Origin of the sequence: Streptomyces sp. NPDC059851, from assembly GCF_042732005.1 — a bacterium.
GTDB lineage: Bacteria > Actinomycetota > Actinomycetes > Streptomycetales > Streptomycetaceae > Streptomyces.
In genome coordinates this window covers 1-20,373 of record NZ_JBHWJJ010000092.1, presented here as the reverse complement: position 1 = coordinate 20,373, position 20,373 = coordinate 1, and the positions used below count along the sequence as shown (strand labels likewise).

Here is a 20,373-nt window from a genome sequence, read left to right as displayed (position 1 = left end):
CGCCGCGATCGAGCCGGCCCCGGCGGCCCCGGTCACCGCTCCCGCCCCTGCCGAGGGGGCGCCGGCCGCGGGAGCCGCGCAGCACACCGTCACCGGGTTCGCCGACCTGCGCGCCCAGCTCCAGCAGGCCGCGGCGGCCTTCGCCGACGGCCCCGACGCCCTGGAGGGCCTTCTCCTCGGGCTGGTCGACGACGTGGACCGCGCACTGCGCGAACCGCTCGAAGTCTTCCCGGTCTGCCACCACTCTCCCGCCTCGGGCGTGGCGATGGCCCGCCGCCTGCGGGAGAAGCAGCCCAAGGTGGTGTACCTGGAGCTGTGCGAGGACATGGCACCGCTCCTGACCGAACTGCGCAACTGCCGGCTCCCGGTGGCGGTCCAGGCCTTCGCCTCGCAGGTGGACGGCTTCCCCGCCGACTGGGCCCCGCTCTCGGTGGTCGCACCGATCACCGAAGGGTCGGCCGAGTACCAGGCCATCGCCTACGCGCTGGACACCCCGGGCGCCGAGCTGGTCCTCGTGGACCGCTCCTCGGACCACGTCTTCCAGTGGGACGCCCGGCGCGACGGGACGGCCGCCACGGACGGCGCCACCGGCCAGGACGGCCACGACGACAGCGCCCCGAACGACGCACCCGCCTGCGGGGCGGAGGCCGCGCTGCACGGCGACGCCGTCGGCCTGGAGATCGGCGACCTGCGCCCGCGGTTCGCCGCCCTGGAGGAGCACCTGCTGCGGCACGGCAGGGTGCGGCACTGGTCGGAGTGGTGGCACCAGTACGTGGAGCTGCCGCTCGGCGAGGCCACCGCGGACCACGACACCTACCGCCAAGTGATGTTCCTGATCGGCAGTCTGTTCCGGCGGCTGGCCCCCGGAGATCCGCACCGGGTGCGGGTGGACGAGGACCGCGAACGCCACATGTGGACCAGGATGCGGGAGCACCTGGCCGCGACCGGCACCGATCCGGCCGACTGCCTCTACGTCTGTGGCGCCTTCCACGCGGCCAGCCGCGTCGCCGAGTTCGGAGTGGGCGGCGCCGACACCTTCGAGATCGGCCCGCGCACCGCCACGAAGTGGCAGCACGGCCTCATCCCGTCCAGCCACGCGGCGATCGAGGCACAGTTCGGGCTGGCCGCCGGTTCGGTGTCCATCGCACGGACCGTGTTCGCGAAGAACCTCGCACGGACGGGCATCGAGCCGTTCCGGCTGACCGGACAGGCCGGCCCGGCCCGGGGGGCGAAGGCCCGCCGCAAGGCGGTGGAGCGGCCGCGGAACACCAAGGCTCCGGCGCCGGTCCCCGTACCGGATCCGGCCACCGGGCCCGCGGGCGACCGGCTGTCCGGCTTCCTGCGCCGCCCGCCCGTGTTGGACCGGCTGGACGAAGCCGAACTCCTGGGCTGGTCGGTGGAGATCGTCCGGGCAGCCCGCCGCAACGGCTACCTCGCCTCCACCGCGGACGCCATCTCCGTGTTCGAAACGTCCATCCTGCTCGCCGGGATGCGGGACCGGGCCCGGCCGACCCCGTACGACTTCCAGGACGCGGCCGTCACCTGCATCGAGAAGGACTCCGTACCCGGACGGCGCGACGTGCGCCGGCTGGTGGAGATCATGATGGGCGGCGACCGCACCGGCCAGGTCGGCTACGACGCCCTGCCGCCGCTCGCCCGCGACGTGCACGACCGGCTCGCGCCACTGGGGCTGAACCTCCAGCAGCGGGGCGTGCGGCGGGCCCTGCTGGACATCGCCGGCCGACCGGAGCTGGAGGCCTGCTCCGACGTGCTGTGGAGCCTCCGGTACCTGCTGCCGGACGGAGCAGCCCGGCCGATCATGGGCGACCGCAAGCTCGGCGAGCGGCCCATCCAGGAGTCCTGGGACCTCGCGCTGGGCACCCACCAGCGGGCGCTGATCGAGCTCGGCTACGAGGGCGTGAGCATCGAGCAGGTGCTGGAGCAGCGGCTGCGCCGGGCCGCGTACGACCCGCGGGCCACCGCGGCCGGGGTGCTCGGAACCGTCGAGGACGCGCTCCTCTACCTGCGCAGCCCCCGCCTCGCCGACGAACTGGGCACCAGGGCACTGGAGGTGCTCGCCGCGGAGCGGACCGTGGACGGAGCCCCGGAAGTGCTGCGCCGGGTGCGGCGGCTGCTGACGTACTACCGGACCGGCGAGCCGGTGCTGCCGGCCTGGATCGAGTCCTTCGCCAAGACCGGGTACGCGCACTACTGCACCCTGCTGCCCACCGCGTTCACCGATCAGGACGCCTCGGTGCGCCAGGTGGCGGCCATGCTGGGCTTCCTGTTCAGCATGGAGGGCCTCGCCCTGTCGCTGGGCTGCGACCGCACCCAGCTGGAGCTGGCGGTCGCCCAGTCACACCCGGACGACCCGTCGAAATCGGCGCTGCTCTGGGCCGCGCAGACCCAGCTGGGCACGCTGACCCGGGCACGGCTGCGCGAGCGGTGCACCGGGCTGCTCGCCAACCCGCTGGTGGTGCCCGCCTACCCGCGGTACCTCAGCGGCCTCCTGCACGCGCTGGAGCCGGTCCCGGGCCTGACCGACTTCGTCGTGGAAGCGGTGTCGAACGCGTTCGCCCGGCTCCCGGACCCGGTGCTGCTGCCCTGGCTGCCGACCCTGATCACCACCCTGCGCAAGGAGGGCGCCGACCTGGCCCCGCTCCTGATCCGGGAGGCGGGTCGGATCTTCCCCGCCCGGCTGCCCGACCTGGACGCCTGGGTTCCGCCGTGGCTCGCCGCGCCTGTGCCGGCCGACGGCCTGCCGGAGGCCGCTCACACGGGTACCGGCGGGCGTGCTGCCCTGCTGGACACCCATCCGGCGGCCTGCGACGCGGTGGCGGAGCTGTTGGGCTGCGCGGGCGACTGGGTTCCGGCGGAGCCCGCGGGGCCGTCCGGCGCCCTGCTGGTGGACCGCCATCCGGCGTCGGCCGAGGCCCTGGAGGCGCTGCTGGCGGGCTGAACGGGCGGTGGGCGGTGGCCCGGTCCGTCCGCGGACCGGGCCCGCACCGCTGCCGAGCGGCGCGGAAGCGCTGGTTAGGATCATGACTTTCGTTCAACGAGGGGAAACCATGCGGAAGATCGTCACGGGTACGGCTCTGGTGCTGGCCGCAGGACTGCTGACCGGATGCGGTGGCGGCGCGGGCACGTCCGAGAACGCGAAGGGCTCGACGGCACCGGGCAAGCCCGCCGCCACCGCGAGCAGCAGCCCGTCGGGCTCCGGCACTGCCGCCTCGGGCGGCGGCGCGGTCAGCCACGAGGTGACCCTGGAGGTCCTCGGCTCCGGACCCGCGCAGATCTACTACAACCTGGCGTCCAACAAGGGCGAGCAGGTGACGCTGCCCTGGAAGAAGACGGAGACGATCACCTTCACGACCGACGCCGAGAAGCGCGTCGGCACGACCGTCTCCGTGGTCCCGGGTTCGGTACAGGCCGCCGACGGCATGCTCAAGCCGGCGGCGTGCACCATCACCGTCGACGGCAAGAAGGTCACCGACAACCAGGACGGCAAGACGCCCATGTGCACGTACCGCCTGAAGTGACCGCGTCACCGCCCCGCCGGGCCGCTCGATCGCTGCGGCGATCAGCCGTCCAGGTCTTTCGGGCCTCCCGTCCAGGTCGCGGACGGGGGCGTCGGCGACGGACGGGTCCCCGGGGCTCCGAGCGGCACCTACGGGTGGTAGAGGGCCCGGGCGCGCGCCGGATCGGCAGGTCCGTCCCGGCCCAGTAGGAAGAAGTGGCCCACCTGCCACGCCTGGGTGCTGCTCGCCTGCCGACTGGTCGTGCTCACCCACGGCGGGTAGACGCGGAATCCGCGCTTCCCGCCGCGACCGTCACGGGAGACGACGCCCCGCTCGCACAACACCTCGCGCGGGAAGACGAACTGCCCGAAGCCGTCGACGTCGCGGCTACTGATGACGAAGAGGTCCACGCCGTCGGCTGCGTCGAAGGGCCGGATCGGCCCCTCCTCGGACCGCTGCCACACGGTGACGAACTGGCCCGCCTTCGTCGGGGTGGTCTTGGCCACCCGGAACCGGACCGAGCGGCCATCGAGCGTGAACCCGCAGGCGGCGTACTCGGCCCCCTCCGGTTCGGCCACCGGCAGCGAGCAGGCGAAGCCGCTCGGGTCGTACACCAGGACCTTCGCCGCCAGCAGGTCACCGTGAAGCCCCGTCCACGGCTGATTCGTCACCATGACGCCATCCTGCCATCGCGCCCCGGCCCGCTGCCCCGGCCCCCTCTGGCCGCCCGTTCAGGTGCGATCGCGGGTCTCGTCGATCACGGGCAGGGCGGTCGAGACACGGCGCCTGCGCAGGACGCTCGCGTACACGGCCAGCCCCAGGGTGCCCACGCCCATCATGAGCAACCCGACGACGTCGAGGTTGACGCTTTCCATCTGCCAGTCACTGGCGAAGGTGAGGATCGCTCCTACCAGGATCAGGCCGATGCAGCCGCCTATGCCGCGCATGGGTGTGCCTCCTCCTACGGGATCGATGCCCGGTCAACGGGCTACGGGTGGTACGTCACCCGCCGGGCCCGCTGCCGACGCCGGCCGGCAGCAGGTGCCATCTCGGCGCGTCTGCCCGCGAACGCCGGAGCAATGCGAGCGACTTGCCCAGCGCCACCCGACCCGAAGCGCCCTCACGCGCCCGGATCCCGTCCTCCGCCGCCCGGCCGGCAGCTTCGGCGCGGGTGGCGCGGCACTTCCCGGCGTGCCGGTGCGGCACTGGTCAGCGGCGATCGCGTGACCCTCGCGTGTCGCGTCGGCCGCCGCGTCGGCCAGGTCGTCGCGCACCCGGCGGATTTCGGGACGGGCACCGGGCCCCGCGTGGTAGGCGGCCCGGACCCGCCGGTGAACCGGCGCGGCCAGGGGGTGGATGCTGAGGTCAGGGCAGGCGGACGGCAGAGCCAGACCCGGAGCGAGCGCGACTCCGGCGCGGCGGGCGACGAGAGCGGTCAGTACGGTGAGGCCGTTGGCCGCGGCTAGCGGGCGCGGTACGAATCCCGCCGCTCCGCAGGCCCGGTGCGTCATCTCGTGGCGGGCCGTTCCCGTTCCCGGCAACAACCAGGGGGCCCGCGCGAAGAGTCGGAGGTCTGCTGCGGCTCCGGCGCGCAGGCCGTGGTCGGCCGCGTCGGCGGGGTGGACCACGAGGTGGACGGGTGCGTCGAACAGGGGACGCCGTTCGCAGCCCGGCGGCAGCGGACGGGGCAGCAGACCGTAGGTGTGGCGGCCGCCGGATTCGTGATCTGGGGCTACGCCGTGGCCCGCCTCACGGTCACCTCGGCCACCGCGGCGCTCCACCTCGTTCCCGTTGCCGCGCTCGTCGTGGCATACGCCCGGCTCGGCGAGGAACCCACTGCCGTCCAACTTGCGGGCGGCCTGGTCACTCTGGGCGGCGTAGCGCTCCTCCAACGGACCGGCGCGCCCCAACACCACGGCGAGCGGCAGGACACCGAGTGGGCGACCGGCGGGTACGAACCCGCCGCGCCGGACCTCCCGCCCCCGCTCGTGACGGCACGGGCGAGGCACCCGCCACCGGGCGGTCCGGTTTCGGCCATCTCCGGCGCACGTGCCCCCCGGGCTTGCCGCAACTCCCCCCACCCGTGCGAGAGTTGCCGCGACACCGGACCACTGGTCGACGGGGACGGGGACGGGGACGGGGGCGGAACATGGGTACCGACGTGCGCACGGTCGAGGTCCCGTTGGGGGACGGCACCGACGGGACGCTACGGGTGCAGATCCGTGAGGTCGACGAGTCGCTGGCGCGGGTGGGGCGCGGTGGCGCCGTGGCGCGGGCCTCACGTTCCTTCGGGGAGATGGTCGACGCCATCCGGCCGATCGCCGACAGCTTCGTGAGCAGGCTGAGCGGGCTCGTCCACCGGCCGGACGAGATCACCCTGGAGTTCGGGGTCTCCCTGTCGGCCGAGGCCGACGTCGTGATCGCCAGCACCGCCACCGCGGCCAACTTCTCGGTCACCCTGACCTGGAACTCCCCGGCCCCGCGCGACACTCCGTAAGGAGGCGGGATGACCACCGCGAGCGGCCCCGCGGACGCGGACGCCGCGCTGGGCTCCGCCATCGTCCGCGTCGCGGGCCCCGACGGGACGGTCGGCGGCGTCGGTTTCCTCGTGGCCCCGGAGCTGGCCGTGACCTGCGCCCATGTCGTCGCCGACGCGCTGGCGCTGCCGCGCACGCGGGTCCCGGCACCGCCGGGTGCCCTGAGCCTCGACCGGCCCCTGTCCGGCGCGGCCGACCGGGCCGACGCGGACGTGGTGCACTGGGTCCCGGTGCGGGAGGACGGCACCGGCGACATCGCCGTTCTCCGACTCAGGGCCCCGATCCCCGGCGCGACCCCCCTCACCATGGCCTCGCCGCCGAGCGTGTGGCAGCACCCCGTGCGCGTCGCGGGATTCCCCGCCTCCTCCGCCGGCGGGGTGTGGCACGCCGGGCGGCTGCGCGGCGCCACCGCCGAGGGATGGGTGCAGCTCTCGGGCGCCGACCAGCAGGGCGTCCCCGTGGAGAAGGGCTTCAGCGGCAGCCCCGTCTGGGACGAGCAGGCCGGCGCCGTCGTCGGGATGGTCGTGGCCGCTCAGCTCTCCGGAGCCCGGCAGAGCTTCATGATCCCCACGCGGACCCTGGTCGAGGAGGTCCCCCCGCTCGCCCCGGTCCTCACCCCCGCCTCTCCCTTCCGGGGACTGGGGACCTACCAGGAGGCGGACGCGGAGGTGTACTTCGGCCGGGACGCCGAAGCCACGGACGTGACCGCCCTCCTCGCTTCCGGCCCGCGGCCCTGCGTGGCCCTCGTCGGCCCCTCGGGCTGCGGGAAGTCCTCACTGGCCCTCGCCGGAGTGGTTCCGCGGCTGCGTGCGCGGGGCAGCGAGGTGCTGGTGGTACGGGCCGCCGACGGGCTCCCGGTGCGCACCGCCCTCGCGGCGGAGCTCGCCCGGCTGGCCCGGCCGGAGCCGCGCGTCGGGCCGGCTGCGCTGCGGGACCTGGAGGAGTCCCTGACCCGCCACGGCCTGCCGGCCGCCGCCCGGCTGGCCCTGGGTGCGCGCTCCGAACGGCTGCTCGTCGTACTCGACCAGGCCGAGGCGGTCCTGTCCGACCCCCGGCGCATCGACGACGACGGCGTGGGGCTGCTCTTCCCCGAGCCGCATCCTCCCGGGCTGCGGGTGCTCGTCACGCTCCGGGCCGACTTCCTGGAGGCGGCCCTGTCACATCCCGTCCTGGGTCCGGCCCTGGACCGGGCCGCCGTCCGGCCGCTGCTGCCGATGACCCGTGCCCAGATGTCCGAGGTGATCCTGCGGCCGCTGGCCCGCGTCCCCGCCGTCTCCTACGACCCCGGGCTGGTCGCCCGGATGCTGGACGACGCCGGCACCGAGCCCGGTGCCCTGCCCCTGCTGGGCTTCGTCCTGGCGCGACTGTGGGACGAACGGTCCCTGGGCCGCCTGACGTTCAACTCGTACGAGGAGATCGGCGGGGTCCGGGGTGCGCTGGGCCGCCACGCGGAGGCCGCCTGGAAGGAGTGCGTCGGAGAGGAGGACCGGGAGGAGGCCCTACGGCTGCTCACGGCCCTGGTCAGGCTGGTGCCGGGGGGCGAGGCCCCGCTGCGCGGGGTGCTCGGCCGGGCGGAGGCCGGGGAAGACCGGTGGCGGATCGCCGGCCGGCTCGCGGAGCGGCGGATCCTGGTCATCGGCGGGGATCCGGAGCGCGGCCAGACCGTCGAGCTGGCGCACGAGGCCCTCATCGGCGCCTGGCCCACCCTGGCCCGCCAGGTGGCGCAGGACCGGGAGTTCCTCACTTGGCGCGCCACCTTCCGCCACGACCTCGACCGCTGGCACGAGCTGAACGAGGCCCGCGACCAGCTCCTGACGGGCGCGCCGCTCGACACCGCCATCGCCCGGACCCAGACCCGGGGAGACGAACTCTCCGTCCCGGAGCGGGAGTTCCTCGAAGCGAGCCGGGCCCGACGCACCGAGGAGGCGGCGCAGGCCCGACGCGTCAGGAGGCTCGGGCAGGCGGGGATCTCCGCCCTGGCCGTCCTGCTGGTCATCGCCGTCGTGGCTACCTGGTTGCTCTACGGGGCGAACGGCAAACTCGACGAGGACCTGCGGCGCGCCGCCTCGCCGAGACTCGCCCAGCTCGCGGTCCGGCTCGACGACGTCTCGCTCACCACCTCGGCCCTGATGGGCGCCGCCGCCCACCGCACGGCCCCGACCCCCGAGGCACAGACGACCCTGTTCGAGCAGTACGTCCGCATGCGGCACGTCGAGCAGATCGTGCTGGAGGGCAAGGGCGCGGTCCGGGACGCGGTCATCAGCGAGGACGGCAAGCGCGTCACCATCGGCCTCCACTCCGGCGACGTCCTCGGAGCCGACCTCGGAACCGGCGCGCCGCACCTCTCGCAGATCCGGGAAGGCGCCGTCCGGCTGGTCACGGCCTCGGCCGACGGTCGCACCGTCGTGACCTCCACCCCGCACGGTCTCATCACGGTGGGCGTCCGGCAGGCCGACGGCGGCTGGCGGACGGTGAAACTGCGGGGCACCGAACAGGCCCGGGACAACGCCCGTCCGGCCGCCGACCTCCGCTTCGACGCCTCGGCGCGGAGACTGCTCGCAGCCGTCCCCGGAGAAGGGGTCTCGGTGTGGGAGACGGCCGGGGGAACACGCGTCGGCAGCACGCTCGCACCACCGGCGGGCTGGAACGTCTCGCACGCCTGGTTCGGGCCGAACGACGACACCGTGATCGGCCGGATCGTCCCCGAGGGCGCCGCCGCCGGGGCGAACGGCAGACTCGTGCGCTGGCAGCTGTCCGACGGCCGCCGCGACGAGGAGCCCTGGGGCAGCCAGGACGTCGGGCCGGTCACCGTCAGCGGGGACGGCTCCACGCTCGTCCGGTGCACCACCGACGGGATCCTCCAGGCCTGGGACCTGACCGGGCAGCCCAGGGTGAAGAAGCAGTACAGCACGAGCCAGCTGGGCCTGGTCTGCCCGCTGTACGTGCCCCGGCTCGACCGCACCGGGCGCTTCCTGCTCAACCCCGCGCAGCGGTTCGGGGCGAGCCTGGGCCGGTACCGGTTCCTGGTGATGGACCTCCAGGAGGGACGGCCCGCGACCCTCGACCTGCCCGCCCCCGCCCAGCAGGACGAGTTCGTCGCGGGCTCGGCCGCACTGCCGGCCGTGAGCCTCGCCGGTCCTCCCGATGACATGAAGGTGGCCCTCAGCGCGGGCGGCACGGTCGTCGTCGCCCGGGTGCCCGCCCCGACCGGCTTCGACAGTGCCATGCTCACGAGCCTGATCCGGTCCGTGGACGCGGACCACGGCCGGGTCGCCAGCGTCGACGCGGACGGCGGGACCCTGCGCCTGTGGGACCTGAAGACGCGCCGCCAGCTCGCGGCCGTGCGCCCCTCGACCCCCCTCGCCCGCAGCTACCCCCTGTTCAGCCCGGACGGCAGGCGGCTGCTGACCGTCACGACCGACGGCCTCGGGGTCCTCGTGTGGGACCTGCAGCCGGCCGGCGCCGGCCCGGAGCTCGCCGAGGTCCGCCGCCTGGGGCTGCCGGCTCCCCCGGGGATCGATCCGGCGCGCGCCGATCCCCGTACGGGCCGGCCCCCGGCCTGGGTCAACGTCTGGTTCGACGGCAACGACCACGCCGTGGTCTCGGCAGTCTCCTACGTGTCCCGCTGGGACCTCCGGTCCGGAGCCCAGGCGGGGAAGACGTACCGGCCGTCGGTCCAGGAACCGGTCGACCTGTCGAACGCGGCGGCCACCGTCTTCGGCGTGGCCCGCGCCGGTCACGAACAGGCGGCGGTCCGCTCGGGGGGAGACGAGATCCAGATCTGGGACTTCAAGGAGGGCAAGGTCGTCGAGAGCTTCGCCTCCGAGAAGGGCCCGCCCCGACAGATGGGATTCGACCGGACGGGCCGGCTGCTGGCCGTGGTCACCACCGACGGGGTCCTCAGGATCCGCGACATGGACGAGCACACCTGGCGGACGCTGGCCTACCAGGGCGTGCAGTGGCTCAACGGCTTCCCCCTCCCGTCCCGGCTGAGCACCGCGGCCACCGCCAACTCCTTCACGTTCTGGGACGTGGAGCGGGGCACGGAGCTGTACCACTTCACCCCCGGGTACGGGGCGACGGGCGATTGGTCGGCGGACGGCAAACGGCTCGCCTGGTCGGAGGGCTCGGCCGTGGAGGTGCTGCCGCTGGACCCGGAGACCTGGCGCCGGCGCGCCTGCGAGCTGGCCGCCCGCGACCTGTCCGGGGCCGAGCGCAAACTCCTCCCCCCGGGCAGCCGCCCCGACGCCTGCGCGGCCCTGGAGGAGTAGGCGGGGAAGGAGGCGAGGAAGTGTGCCCGCGCGGGCGGGACGGCAAAACGTCAGCCCCCCAGCGGACGGGCGGCCCTCAGTCGATCCGGCGGGCGCCCGCCGACGGTACGGCTTCCAGCACGGCCGGCGCACCGAAGCCGGCCGCAGCGAAGGCGTCCGCCACGGCCCGGGTCACGGCCGCGGCCTCCCCGGTCGGGACCAGGGCGATCACCGAGCCGCCGAAACCGCCGCCGGTCATCCGGGCACCCAGCGCTCCAGCGGCGACCGCGGCCTCCACCGCCAGGTCGGTCTCCGGACAGGAAACCCCGTACTGGTCCCGGAGCGAGGCGTGCCCCTCGGTCAGCAGCGGGCCCAGGGACTCGGGGTCGCCCGCCGCAAGCCGTTCGACGGCCCGTTCCACCCGCGCGTTCTCGGTGACCACGTGCCGGACCAGCGGGACGAGGTCGGCGGGCAGCCGCACCAGCGCCGCGGGTAGCTCCGCCTCGGCAAGGTCCCGCAGGGCGGCCAGGCCCAGCAGGCCGGCGGCCCGTTCGCACCCGGCCCGCAGGGCCGCGTACGCCCCGTCGGCGAGGTCGTGCCGGACCCGGGTGTCCAGTACCAGCAAGCGCAGCCCGTGCCCGGTGAGGTCGAGGGGCACCTGCCGCACCTCCAGGCTGCGGCTGTCGAGGTGCAGCGCATGCCCGCCGGTGCAGCACACCGACGCCATCTGGTCCATGATCCCGCAGGGCACCCCGGCATAGGCGTTCTCGGCGTACTGGGTCACCCGGGCCAGCTCCGGCCGGGACAGGCCCAGCCCGTGGAGCTCGTCGTACGCGAAGGCCACCGCGCACTCCAGGGCTGCGGACGAGGAGAGTCCGGCGCCGGTGGGCACGGAGCTGTCCAGGTACAGGTCGGCGCCGCCCACGGGCAGGCCCCGCTCGCGCAGCGCCCAGACCACCCCGGCCGGGTAGCGGGTCCAGCCGGCCGTCCCGCCCGGGGCGAGGTCCGCCACCCGCAGTTCGGTGGTCCGGCCGTCGCCCTGGGCGCTGTGCAGCCGCAGCAGGCCGTCGTCCCGGCGCCGGGCGGCGAGCACGGTGGCCTGCGGCAGCGCCATGGGCAGGCAGAAGCCGTCGTTGTAGTCGGTGTGCTCACCGATCAGGTTGACCCGCCCGGGCGCGGCCCAGACGCCCTCGGGGGCGCGGCCGTGGATCCGCAGGAACTCCTCGCGCACGGCTGTTGCGGACGCGGCGGAGGGGGTCATCGCACCTCCCGCAGGCGCTGCGCGGCCGTCTCCGGGGCCACGTCGTTCATGAAGGCCTCCATGCCGGACTCGGTCCCGGCCAGGTACTTGAGCTTGTCGGCGGTCCGCCGGACGGTGAACAGCTCCAGGTGCAGGGCGAGTTCCCCACCGCCGATGAGCGGGGCCTGGTGCCAGGCGGCGATGTACGGGGTACGCCGCGACGGCCCGAAGAGGCGGTCGAACCGGCGCAGCAGGTCCAGGTAGAGGACCGGGAACTCGGCGCGCTCCGCCTCGGTGAGCCGGGTCAGGTCCGGCACCCTGCGGTGCGGGTACAGGTGCACCTCGTACGGCCAGCGGGCGGCGTACGGGACGAAGGCGGTCCAGTGCTCCCCGCCGAGGACCACGCGTTCGGTGGCCGCGCGGGCTTCGGCGAGCAGGTCCTCGAACAGGTTCCGGCCGGTCGCGGCACGGTGGGCGGCCGCGGCGGCGAGGTGCTTGGCGGTCCGGGGCGCCGTGGCGGTGAACGCGTAGATCTGGCCGTGCGGGTGGGACAGGGTCACGCCGATCTCTGGGCCGCGGTTCTCGAAGCAGTACACCTGGACCACACCGGGGCGGGCGGACAGTTCGGCGGTCCGGTCGGTCCAGGCGTCCAGCACCAGCCGGGCCCGCCCGGGGGTGAGGTCGGCGAAGCCGGCGTCGTGGTCGGGGGTGAAGCACACCACCTCGCAGCGTCCGGTCGGACCGGAGAGGGAGGGGAAGCGGTTCTCGAAGACGGCCACCTCGTAGTCGGCGGCGGGGATCTCGCTCTCCCTGCCCTCCCGCGTGGGGCAGAGCGGGCAGGCGTCCGCAGGCGGGTGGTAGGTGCGCGACTGCCGGTGGGCGGCGATCGCGACCCAGTCGCCGGTCGCCGGGTCCCGGCGGAGTTCGGGAACGCTCTCGACGCGGTCCAACGGCCGCCGGTCCGGGGCCCGACGGTCCCGGCCGGGGGCGCTGTCGTAGTAGATGAGCTCGCGGCCGTCCGCGAGTTCGGTGACGGTCCTGTGCACGTCCTCGCCTGATCTGTCGTGTGGGTGCGCGGGCGGGTGGCCGGCGGCCGGTCAGCTACCGGCGGGGGCGGGGGCAGGGGCGGTGGAGGCGCGTACGACCAGCTCGGGGTCGAAGATCAGCTCCCCGGTGGGTGCGTCCCCGTTGCCGACCAGCGCCAGCACGCTGCGGCCCACCTCCAGCCCCAGCCGGTCGGCGGGCTGCCGGACGGTGGTCAGCGGGGGTCGGTGAACTCGGTGACGCTACCGCGTCCTCGATCCCGCGCCGTGCCATGGCCGTCAGGAAGCCCTGCACGCGGCGGTCGGCCGGACGGTTGCCCGCCGGCCCGGAGGCCATGCCGATCCTGCGGTGGCCCAGCCGGTACAGGTGGTCCACGGCGAGCTCGGCGGCGAGCAGGTCGTCGGTGGAGAACACGGGGACCGCCACGCCGTCCGCGAACTCGCCGTTGACGCCCACGTACGGCACGCGGCGCTGGCGCAGCAGCTCGTACGCTTCGGTGTCGGCGCCCTCGACGGTGTTGGACGCGGAGGGGAAGACCACCGTTGCGATGCCCTTGTCCACCAGCGAGGAGACGAAGTCGTACTCCTGCACACCGCCCGCGAAGGCCGGGCAGAGCACCGTCTTCAGGCCGTGCGGTGCGAGGGCGGACTCGATGCGCTCGGCGACGTCGGCGGAGAACGGGTTCGAGACGTGGTCGGTGACCACTGCCACCAGCCGGCCCTGGGTGCTGCGCTCGTAGCCGCGCTCGGTCATCGCCTGCTCGACCGCGTCCCGGGTCTTGCGCGCCACGCCCTGGCGGCGGTTGGTGACCCGGCTGACCGTCGCCTCGCTGACCTCCGCGCGGGCCGCGATGTCGGTGATGCCGACCCTCATCGCCGTCCTTCCGTGATCGTGAGTGACGCCGGGCCACCGCGGGGACGGCCAGGGTGTGCGGCCCTTCCCCGAACCGGGCCGACGTGGACTCGATGATACGGCCGTCCGGGGCGTGGACCACCCGGGTGATCTCGGCCGGACCGCCGCGCACCGCGAGCGTCAGCACCTCCCCGGCGGACCCGTTGACCAGCTCCACCCGGCGATGGGCGGCCGGGTCGAGCGGGACGACCAGGTCGCCGTGCACGCTGATCGGGCAGCGGTCCCCCGCAGTGGCGCGCACCAGCGGGTACAGCTCGCCGGGGCGACCGGGCTCCACCTCGGCGTCGAGCAGCAGGTCGCGGTTGCGGTGCCATCGGTGCAGCCAGAGGCGACGGTCGCCCGGTGCGCCTCGGGCATCCGGTCCAGACCCACCGACGGCTGCGGGACGGCGTGCAGGGCGCCGATCAGCTGCCGGGCCACCGTTTCCACGCGTGCCTGCGCGGACCACAGCAGCATGTCGGAGTGGACGGCGCCGCCGACCGCGAGCAGCGCGGTGTCCAGGGTGCGGACCCGGCCCGCGGCGGCGTCGGCCGGGCAGTCGAAGGAGCGCAGCAGGTTCCCGAAGGCGGCGGTGCCCGGGCCGGTGCAGGGCTGGCGGAGCTCCAGCAGCAGCCCTTCGGGGCGTACTCGCTCCAGCGAGGTCCGGACCGCGGCGAGCAGGGCGGCCATGGCGCGGCCGACGTCTCCGCGGCCGTCGCCCGCGTAGAGCGCGGCCTCGTCCAGGAAGTCGAGCTTCAGGCCGTCCAGTCCGTGGTCGCGGACGAGCCGGGTGCACACGTCGACGACGTGACGGCGGACCTCGGGACGGCGCGCGTCGAGGACCCGGGCGCCGGGCACGGTCGTCGGGGCGGGGGCGTACGGGGCCCAGCGGGCGTGGCAGTCGGCGCCCGGGCCGAGCAACAGGGCGGCGGTCCAGGCCAGGTAGCGCAGGCCCAGGGCGCGGACGGCGGCGACGTGGCCCGTGAAGTCGGGGAACTCGTCGGGCTCGGGCCGCCAGTCGCCGAGGCCGGCTCAGCCCCGCCCGTGGCCGTACTGCTGCCAGCCGTCGTCGAGGACGAGGGTGCCGCAGCCCAGGGGAGCGGCGAGCGCGGCCCGGGCCTCGACCTCCGCGGCGGTGACGTCCTGGTTGAAGGCGTACCAGGTGAAGTGCACGGGGGTACGGGCGCCCTCGGGGACCGGCATCGGGGGCAGGTCGCGGGCGTACCAGGCGCGCAGCGGCCGCAGGGCAGCGGCCACGGACGGGGCGCTCGGGACGAGCAGGACCCGGTGGGGCCGGCGGGCGGCGTCGGAGGGCAGCCGGAGGTGCACGACACGGGTGTCGAACGCCACCCCGTCGGTCGCCCCGGGCCGCGCGGTCACGGTCCAGGTGCGGGGACGGTGCGAGGAGTTCAGGTTCTGATCATCCTCTATTCTCATGGCATGTGAAATATCACATGCCATGAGCTCCCGGGTCCCCGGGCGCGTTCCAAGGACGAAGGAGAGTCCCCATGCACCGCTTAGCCCTTCTCGCGGTCGGCGTAGCCGGCCTGACCGCTCTCGCGACGGCCCCCGCCGCCGCCGCCCCTCCTGTCGGCGCTGCCGCCACCGAGACCGTCACTTCCTGCGGGAACTCGGCGCTCCAGGCCGGCCTGGCCACCAGGCTGTGCGCCGACGTCACCGGTGACGTCGTCGAGTTCTACGGCAGGGTCAGCCTCGCGGGCCCGCCCTCCCCGGGTAGCCCGGCACCCGCGCCGAAGGAGCTGTTCACGACGCTGTCCGCCGCGGTCGTGGGCGGTACTTCGTTCGATACGCAGGAGAGGCGGGTCATCTTCACCTCCACCACGCTCGACGTTCACGGCCTGGCGGCCACCGCCCCCTGCGGCTCGACCGTCCGCGGCACCTTCGGCGTGGCCTCCTACCCCTGGGCCGCCCGGCCGGTCGTCCACGAGGTCACCATCACCTGCTGATGAGCCCCCGCCGGCCCGTGCCGACGGTGCGCGAGCAACGCCGCGCACCGGGGCCGGCGCCCGGTCCGGCCGCCGGGGCCACGCGCAACCCGCGCCGGGGCGGGCCGACCTCTGCCGCGTGCCGGAGCCGCGTCCGAGGCCGGCCCGCCCGCCGTGCCGGACGGCGCGGTGCGGCGCCCTCCGATGTCGGCCTCCCTGCGCGCAGCGTCGCCTCCGTCGCGGGCAGCGTGTACGCCAGCCGGTGCCGACACGGCCACCTCCGGCGCACGTGCCGGGTCCCCCGATGATCCGAATGCTAGTGATGTATTGCAAACGCACCGCACACAGGAGGAATGCAATGCGTGCACGTCTTCTCCGTTTCACCGTCGTACTGGGCGCCGCCGCGGCCCTCGGTCTCGGGGGAGCCGCGGCGGCCAGCGCCGACGGCATCGGCAACTCGGGCATCGGGAACTCGGGCATCGGGAACTCGGGTATCGGCAACATGGGTATCTGGAATTCGGGCATCGGGAACGCGGGCATCAGCAACTCGGGCATCGGGAGCGCGGGCATCGGCAACACGGGCATCGGCACCGCGGGTATCGGCAACTCCGGAATCGGCTAGCGCGTCGCTCCGACGAGCCGGTCACCCGGTCGGAAGCGTGTGATCGCTGAGCCAATGTGAACCGGATCCAGCCGCTGACACCTGCTGATCCGGCCCGCGGGCGGCGGTGGGCCGACCATCGCCGCACGCTCGAAGCCCGGGGGGCGTCCACTGCGTCCGCCCGTCCGTCGGAGGTGTCCCACCGGACCCGCGCCCGCCGACGGCCGGGCATTCCGTCCACAGCGTGGATCACTTCGACCTCATCGATGCGGATCGCCGCGGTCCTGGCCCCTTTCACCGGCTGGCCCGGCTGGGCCGGCTGACGGTCGGTGACCGTCTGCCGGGTCAGTCCGCCTCCCGTCGAGCGACCAGCCGGTAGGCGTTGGTCAGTCCCCACCGCCCGGCGAGCGGCCCGGCCACCGCCCGGTCCAGCAGGGTGGCCGCCAGCAGCAGCGGCACCCCGGCCAGCAGGGTGGTGCCGCGCAGCACCCGGCTCACCGCCCCGGGCGGTTCCGGCAGCCAGGGCAGGTCCTCGCGGGGTGCCAGCGCGTCCAGGGCCAGCCAGGTCGCCGCCACCAGGTCCACGGCGTCGTGCGCCTGCACGTGCTCCTGCGCCAGTACCGTGAAACCGGTCCCGGTCAGCCGCCGGCGCAGGTTGGCCACCGGCGCGAGGTGCAGGTGTTGGGGCTGGAGCCACGGCAGCCACCAGCGGCCCAGCAGCTGGGCCCAGCGGCTCTCCGGGTCCGGTACGTCGATCACCAGCAGCCCGCCCGGGCGCAGTACGGCGTGCGCCGCCTCCAGCTCGTCCTGCGGGTCGGTCGAGTGCTCCAAGTAGTGGAACATGCTGACCACTTCGTACGCTGCCGGCATCCTCTCTGCGAGCGCCGTGAACGTCCCGCGGTGCCCGTGGCGCACCCGGCCGGCCCGCTCGGCCAGCTCCGCGCCGTCGGAGCGGTCGAGGCCGTCGAAGACCACCTCGGGCAGGACCTCCGCGGCGCTCGCGCAGAAGTGACCGTGTCCGGTGCCCACGTCCAGCCACTCGGCCGGGCGGCCGGCCAGGTGCGGGCGCACCGACGCGGCCCGCGCCCGGTAGGACGCGGTGCGGCCGGCGAACACGCCGCCGAGGCGTTGCTCGCCCAGGCCGTCGTAGAAGTCCCGGTAGTAGAAGGCGAGTCCGCGGGGGCTGAGCCGCGGATTCTGGAAGATGTGCCCGCAGTCGTGGCACCGGTCCAGGCTGAACTCGCCCGGCTTGTGCTGCAGGAGGTCGGTGGTGCGCAGCCGGCCGCCGAGCCGGGCCGAGCCGCACCAGGGGCACCGGTGCTGTCGGGCCTCGAAGAAGGCGCCGGTGCCCTCCGCGAGTTCCTGCCGGTAGGCGGCGCGCAGCGCGGCCACCCGGGCGGCGTGTTCCCTGCGCCCCGTACGGCCGGTGGCGGGAGGGGTGCCGGTACCGCGGGCGTCGCGCGTGCCGTCTGCGTGGGGTGCGGAACTCATGCGGGGGCCTCCTGAGCTGCCAGTCGTTCGAGATGGTCCGCCGCGGCGGTCGCGCCTCCTGCCGCACGGAAGGCGGCGGAGACCTTCGCGGCCGCCGCCCCGACCTGCGGATCACCCAGTACGGTGTCCAGCGCCGCGCCGATGGCGGCGGCACCGGCCCGTCCGAAGCGGACCCGGACGCCCGCCCCGGCGTCCGCCACCTGTGCGGCGATCACCGGCTGGTCGTCGCGGATGGGCGCCACGACCAGCGGCACCCCGAACCACAGTGCCTCGCACACGGTGTTGTGACCCGCGTGGCAGACCACCGCGGCGGCCCGCTCCAGCAGGGCGAGCTGCGGGACGTGGGGCAGCGCGATGACGTCCGGATCCCCGGTCTGCTCGCCGAGCGCCCCCTCCGGATCGGCCACCACGGCCTGCACCCTCCCGGCCCGGGCCCGTACCGCGCTCGCCGTCTCGGTGAGGAAACGCCCGCCGACGCCGGCGTTCGCGGTCCCGAGCGTCACCAGCACCAGGGCCCGGCCGGGATCGAGCCGGTGCCAGGGGAACGGGGCGGGGCGGGGCCGGGCGGCCAGCGAAGGGCCGACCCAGCGGACGCGGTCGCCGCCGCGCAGGGCGGGACCAGCCAGTTCGGGGGTGCTGAAGGCGAGGACGAGGTGGGGGGAGAACCGGGGGTCGCCGGTGCCGCCCGGATGCCCGATCCGTTCGCGCAGGCCCGCCACCAGTGTGTCGTTCCAGGCGGCGACCCGCGGCATCGGGGCGAGGGCGTCCGCGAACTCCGCCGAAGTCGTCGCCGACGTGGCCCAGGGCAAACCCAGGTCCTCGGCCACCAGCGCTCCGGCGAGCGCCTGTTGGTCGGCGACGACCACGTCCGGACGGAAGACGTCGACCGCCTCCCGCACCCCCGGTGCCATGACCTCGGCGAGCGGCACCAGGAAGCGTTCCCACAGGAAGCGCAGCGCCTCGGGACCGCGCAGGTCCGGCGGCCGGACTACGTCGAACGCGCCCCCGCCCGGCCCGCCCGGCCCTTCGGCCGGACAGGGATGGACCGCCGCCTCCGGACCGGCCAGACGACGGACCAGCGCGGGTTCGCCCGCCCAGGCCACCTGGTGGCCCCGGGCGGCGAGCACCGACGCCACCCCCACGACCGGGTTGACGTGCCCGACCAGCGGCGGCACGACGAACAGGAAGGAACTCACCGGCCGTGCACCTCCGGCCCGACCGCCACGCGCTCCCCCCGGGAACGGGAAGGCTCGTGGCGGCCGACCCAGTTCCGGATCGCGTCCCCCACCCGACCGGGCGCCTCCACCAGCACCGAGTGGCTCAGGCCCGGCACCAGCTCGGTGGTGCAGTGCGGCAGCAGCGCGCGCAGCCGGGGGGCTTGTCCGGCCAGGTCGGAGTCGGCACCGTAGAGCGCCAGGACGGGGCAGCGGATGGTGCGGATCTGCGGGTCGTCGAGCACGGGACTGGCCGGGATGTCCCGGGCGATGGTCGTGTCCCGCACCAGCCGTCCGGCGGACTTCGCCAGGCGGGCGGTGTGGCCGCCGTGGTGGGCGGCGATCCAGGCGAGGGCCGCGCCCTCGTTGACGCTCATCTCGTGGCGGACCCGCTCCAGCAGACCCGCCAACTTGACCGCCCACGCGGCAGTGGCCGGTTCCGACTCGACGACCACCAGGCTCGCCACCCGCTCCGGGCGCCGCCGCGCGTACGCGAAGGCGACCGTCCCTCCGTACGAGTTGCCCACCAGGTGCACCGGTCCGGGCACGTCGAGCCCCGCGAGCAGGGCGTCCAGGTCCCCGGTGGCGTCGTCGAGGCCGTACCCGGACGCGGGGCGTCCGCTGCGGCCGTGCCCCCGCTGGTCGTACATGACCACGTCGAGTCCGGCGGCGGCCAGGGCCGGCGCCACCGTGAAGTAGTAGCTGGCGAGGCTGTCGGTGAGCAGGCCGTGGACCAGTACGACGGTGGCCCGCGCCCCGCCGCCGTCCGTGGGCACGAGGCGCTGCACGTGCAGCCGTACCCGGCCGGTGTCGAGGACGGTCATCGCGGGCCGGTCCCGTGTGCGGCGTCCAGGCACAGGCAGATGTGCTCGACCAGCCTGCCCACGTCCAGTTCGATGATCTCCTCCAGCTCCATGCCGGCCACGAACTCGGCGAAGTTCACCGCGCCCCCGTAGCGCTCCTCCAGCAGCCCGGCGAGCGTCACCAGGTCGATGCTCTCCAGTTCCAGGTCGCTCCCGAAGCGGGTCCGCATGGTGACCTCGCCCTCCTCCACCTCGTATCCGTCCAGTACCTGCCGGATCATGGAGGTCAGTTCGGCGAGCACCTCCGCCTCGTCGGCGCCCTCGGACACGCCGGGCCGGCTGGTCGTCACGACTCGCTCCCCTCGTCACGGTCGGCGCCCGCACCCGGCGGTTCCGGGTCCGGGCCGTTCGTCCACGCCACGACGTACGAGCGCGGCGGGAGTCCGGGCGGATTGGCGACCCGTACGCAGTCCACCCGGTACACGCGGGCCGGGACCTCCGGCGTGTTCCGGTCGAGCGGTGTCCCGGGGGGTTGGGGCGTGGCCGGTCGGCGGACGCGGACGGTCAGCCGGTCGGGGTGCGCGGCCGTCACCGCGATGTCCCGGGGACGGCCCGCGAAGCCGGTGCCCTCCGCTTTGGCGACGGCCTCCTTGGCCGCCCAGAAACGGGTGAACCACACTTCCGGCGCCTCCCCGGAGCCCTCCTGGCAGGCAGCCAGGAGGGCTTGCTCCCCCGGTCCGAACACGGCGGTCCCGGTCGCGTCGGCCGGCACGGCGATCTCCTCGATGTCGATACCCGGGCCCGGTACCGGCGGGCCCGCCTGCGCACCGTCCCCGCC

19 protein-coding genes and 2 pseudogenes are annotated in these 20,373 nt (G+C 74.8%); 7 read left to right on the top strand and 14 right to left on the bottom strand.

Going from position 1 to position 20,373, the window contains the following annotated elements:
• Window positions 1-106: 106 nt before the first annotated feature.
• Both ACFV7Q_RS26635 and ACFV7Q_RS26630 read left to right on the top strand, forming a co-directional pair.
• Window positions 107-2,959, top strand: coding sequence for a hypothetical protein (locus tag ACFV7Q_RS26635; protein WP_385431994.1), 2,853 nt, complete (start codon window positions 107-109; stop codon window positions 2,957-2,959).
• Window positions 2,960-3,068: 109 nt separating this feature from the next.
• The gene (locus tag ACFV7Q_RS26630; protein WP_385431974.1) at window positions 3,069-3,539 is read left to right on the top strand and encodes a hypothetical protein; all 471 of its coding nucleotides are present in this window, start codon (window positions 3,069-3,071) and stop codon (window positions 3,537-3,539) included.
• A gap of 128 nt (window positions 3,540-3,667) precedes the next feature.
• Here the strand turns inward: ACFV7Q_RS26630 and ACFV7Q_RS26625 are convergent, their stop codons facing one another.
• Genes ACFV7Q_RS26625 through ACFV7Q_RS26615 form a run of 3 tightly spaced genes read right to left on the bottom strand, consistent with a single transcriptional unit; the run spans window position 3,668 to window position 5,299 of the window.
• Complete coding sequence (locus ACFV7Q_RS26625; RefSeq protein WP_385431972.1) at window positions 3,668-4,192, bottom strand: MepB family protein; 525 nt, start codon at window positions 4,190-4,192, stop codon at window positions 3,668-3,670.
• Window positions 4,193-4,249: 57 nt separating this feature from the next.
• Window positions 4,250-4,465: a hypothetical protein gene (locus tag ACFV7Q_RS26620; RefSeq protein WP_385431970.1), complete on the bottom strand. Its 216-nt coding sequence runs from the start codon at window positions 4,463-4,465 to the stop codon at window positions 4,250-4,252.
• 33 nt (window positions 4,466-4,498) lie between these two features.
• Window positions 4,499-5,299, bottom strand: coding sequence for a LysR substrate-binding domain-containing protein (locus ACFV7Q_RS26615; protein WP_385431993.1), 801 nt, complete (start codon window positions 5,297-5,299; stop codon window positions 4,499-4,501).
• Between ACFV7Q_RS26615 and ACFV7Q_RS26610 the strand changes: the two are divergent.
• The 3 genes and pseudogenes from ACFV7Q_RS26610 to ACFV7Q_RS26600 form a co-directional block, all read left to right on the top strand.
• Window positions 5,222-5,395 (top strand): annotated as a pseudogene (locus ACFV7Q_RS26610) (EamA family transporter); the annotation flags it as partial. The gene ACFV7Q_RS26615 and the pseudogene ACFV7Q_RS26610 overlap by 78 nt on opposite strands.
• 272 nt (window positions 5,396-5,667) lie before the next feature.
• Window positions 5,668-6,015, top strand: a complete 348-nt coding sequence (locus ACFV7Q_RS26605) for a CU044_2847 family protein (RefSeq protein ID WP_385431969.1) — start codon at window positions 5,668-5,670, stop codon at window positions 6,013-6,015.
• 9 nt (window positions 6,016-6,024) lie between these two features.
• Window positions 6,025-10,326: a trypsin-like peptidase domain-containing protein gene (locus ACFV7Q_RS26600; RefSeq protein WP_385431968.1), complete on the top strand. Its 4,302-nt coding sequence runs from the start codon at window positions 6,025-6,027 to the stop codon at window positions 10,324-10,326.
• A gap of 76 nt (window positions 10,327-10,402) precedes the next feature.
• On the opposite strand, the gene galK is transcribed toward ACFV7Q_RS26600, so the two are convergent.
• The 6 genes and pseudogenes from galK to ACFV7Q_RS26570 all read right to left on the bottom strand — a co-directional run bounded on the left by galK (window position 10,403) and on the right by ACFV7Q_RS26570 (window position 14,917).
• Window positions 10,403-11,566: a galactokinase gene (galK, locus tag ACFV7Q_RS26595; protein WP_385431966.1), complete on the bottom strand. Its 1,164-nt coding sequence runs from the start codon at window positions 11,564-11,566 to the stop codon at window positions 10,403-10,405.
• Entirely contained in the window at window positions 11,563-12,591 is a 1,029-nt protein-coding gene (galT, locus tag ACFV7Q_RS26590) for a galactose-1-phosphate uridylyltransferase (protein ID WP_385431964.1), read from the bottom strand. The genes galK and galT overlap by 4 nt, the downstream gene beginning before the upstream one ends.
• Before the next feature lie 51 nt (window positions 12,592-12,642).
• Window positions 12,643-12,765, bottom strand: a complete 123-nt coding sequence (locus ACFV7Q_RS26585) for a hypothetical protein (protein WP_385431962.1) — start codon at window positions 12,763-12,765, stop codon at window positions 12,643-12,645.
• A 106-nt stretch (window positions 12,766-12,871) separates the two neighbouring features.
• Window positions 12,872-13,462: pseudogene (locus ACFV7Q_RS26580) on the bottom strand (LacI family DNA-binding transcriptional regulator); the annotation flags it as partial.
• Window positions 13,463-13,621: 159 nt separating this feature from the next.
• Window positions 13,622-14,401: a hypothetical protein gene (locus ACFV7Q_RS26575; RefSeq protein WP_385431960.1), complete on the bottom strand. Its 780-nt coding sequence runs from the start codon at window positions 14,399-14,401 to the stop codon at window positions 13,622-13,624.
• 111 nt (window positions 14,402-14,512) lie between these two features.
• Entirely contained in the window at window positions 14,513-14,917 is a 405-nt protein-coding gene (locus ACFV7Q_RS26570; protein ID WP_385431958.1) for a hypothetical protein, read from the bottom strand.
• A 71-nt stretch (window positions 14,918-14,988) separates the two neighbouring features.
• Here ACFV7Q_RS26570 and ACFV7Q_RS26565 point away from each other — a divergent pair, with 71 nt between their 5' ends.
• Window positions 14,989-15,447 (top strand): hypothetical protein, encoded by a 459-nt coding sequence (locus ACFV7Q_RS26565; RefSeq protein ID WP_385431957.1) that lies wholly within the window; start codon window positions 14,989-14,991, stop codon window positions 15,445-15,447.
• A 337-nt stretch (window positions 15,448-15,784) separates the two neighbouring features.
• Window positions 15,785-16,048 (top strand): pentapeptide repeat-containing protein, encoded by a 264-nt coding sequence (locus tag ACFV7Q_RS26560; protein WP_385431955.1) that lies wholly within the window; start codon window positions 15,785-15,787, stop codon window positions 16,046-16,048.
• Window positions 16,049-16,372: 324 nt separating this feature from the next.
• Here the strand turns inward: ACFV7Q_RS26560 and ACFV7Q_RS26555 are convergent, their stop codons facing one another.
• From ACFV7Q_RS26555 to ACFV7Q_RS26535, 5 genes are all read right to left on the bottom strand, one after another.
• Window positions 16,373-17,518, bottom strand: coding sequence for a class I SAM-dependent methyltransferase (locus ACFV7Q_RS26555; protein WP_385431954.1), 1,146 nt, complete (start codon window positions 17,516-17,518; stop codon window positions 16,373-16,375).
• A complete protein-coding gene (locus tag ACFV7Q_RS26550; protein WP_385431952.1) occupies window positions 17,515-18,714 on the bottom strand; it encodes a glycosyltransferase in 1,200 nt (399 codons plus the stop codon). Before ACFV7Q_RS26550 ends, ACFV7Q_RS26555 begins: the two co-directional genes overlap by 4 nt.
• On the bottom strand, window positions 18,711-19,556 hold the full coding sequence (locus ACFV7Q_RS26545; RefSeq protein ID WP_385431950.1) for an alpha/beta fold hydrolase: 846 nt from the start codon (window positions 19,554-19,556) through the stop codon (window positions 18,711-18,713). Before ACFV7Q_RS26545 ends, ACFV7Q_RS26550 begins: the two co-directional genes overlap by 4 nt.
• Window positions 19,553-19,885 carry an acyl carrier protein gene (locus ACFV7Q_RS26540; RefSeq protein WP_385431949.1) on the bottom strand — a complete coding sequence of 111 codons (333 nt, stop codon included), beginning with the start codon at window positions 19,883-19,885 and terminating at the stop codon, window positions 19,553-19,555. Before ACFV7Q_RS26540 ends, ACFV7Q_RS26545 begins: the two co-directional genes overlap by 4 nt.
• On the bottom strand, window positions 19,882-20,373 hold a 492-nt coding region (locus ACFV7Q_RS26535; RefSeq protein WP_385431947.1), incomplete at its 5' end, for a 4'-phosphopantetheinyl transferase superfamily protein. The genes ACFV7Q_RS26540 and ACFV7Q_RS26535, both read right to left, overlap by 4 nt.

Coding starts and splice junctions, on each gene's coding strand:
- ACFV7Q_RS26605 (WP_385431969.1), top strand. CDS start 5,668: ATGGGTACCGACGTGCGCACGGTCGAGGTCCCGTTGGGGGACGGCACC.
- ACFV7Q_RS26555 (WP_385431954.1), bottom strand. CDS start 17,518: ATGAGTTCCGCACCCCACGCAGACGGCACGCGCGACGCCCGCGGTACC.
- ACFV7Q_RS26560 (WP_385431955.1), top strand. CDS start 15,785: ATGCGTGCACGTCTTCTCCGTTTCACCGTCGTACTGGGCGCCGCCGCG.
- ACFV7Q_RS26625 (WP_385431972.1), bottom strand. CDS start 4,192: ATGGTGACGAATCAGCCGTGGACGGGGCTTCACGGTGACCTGCTGGCG.
- ACFV7Q_RS26570 (WP_385431958.1), bottom strand. CDS start 14,917: ATGAGAATAGAGGATGATCAGAACCTGAACTCCTCGCACCGTCCCCGC.
- galK (WP_385431966.1), bottom strand. CDS start 11,566: ATGACCCCCTCCGCCGCGTCCGCAACAGCCGTGCGCGAGGAGTTCCTG.
- ACFV7Q_RS26630 (WP_385431974.1), top strand. CDS start 3,069: ATGCGGAAGATCGTCACGGGTACGGCTCTGGTGCTGGCCGCAGGACTG.
- ACFV7Q_RS26565 (WP_385431957.1), top strand. CDS start 14,989: ATGCACCGCTTAGCCCTTCTCGCGGTCGGCGTAGCCGGCCTGACCGCT.
- ACFV7Q_RS26600 (WP_385431968.1), top strand. CDS start 6,025: ATGACCACCGCGAGCGGCCCCGCGGACGCGGACGCCGCGCTGGGCTCC.
- ACFV7Q_RS26620 (WP_385431970.1), bottom strand. CDS start 4,465: ATGCGCGGCATAGGCGGCTGCATCGGCCTGATCCTGGTAGGAGCGATC.
- ACFV7Q_RS26545 (WP_385431950.1), bottom strand. CDS start 19,556: ATGACCGTCCTCGACACCGGCCGGGTACGGCTGCACGTGCAGCGCCTC.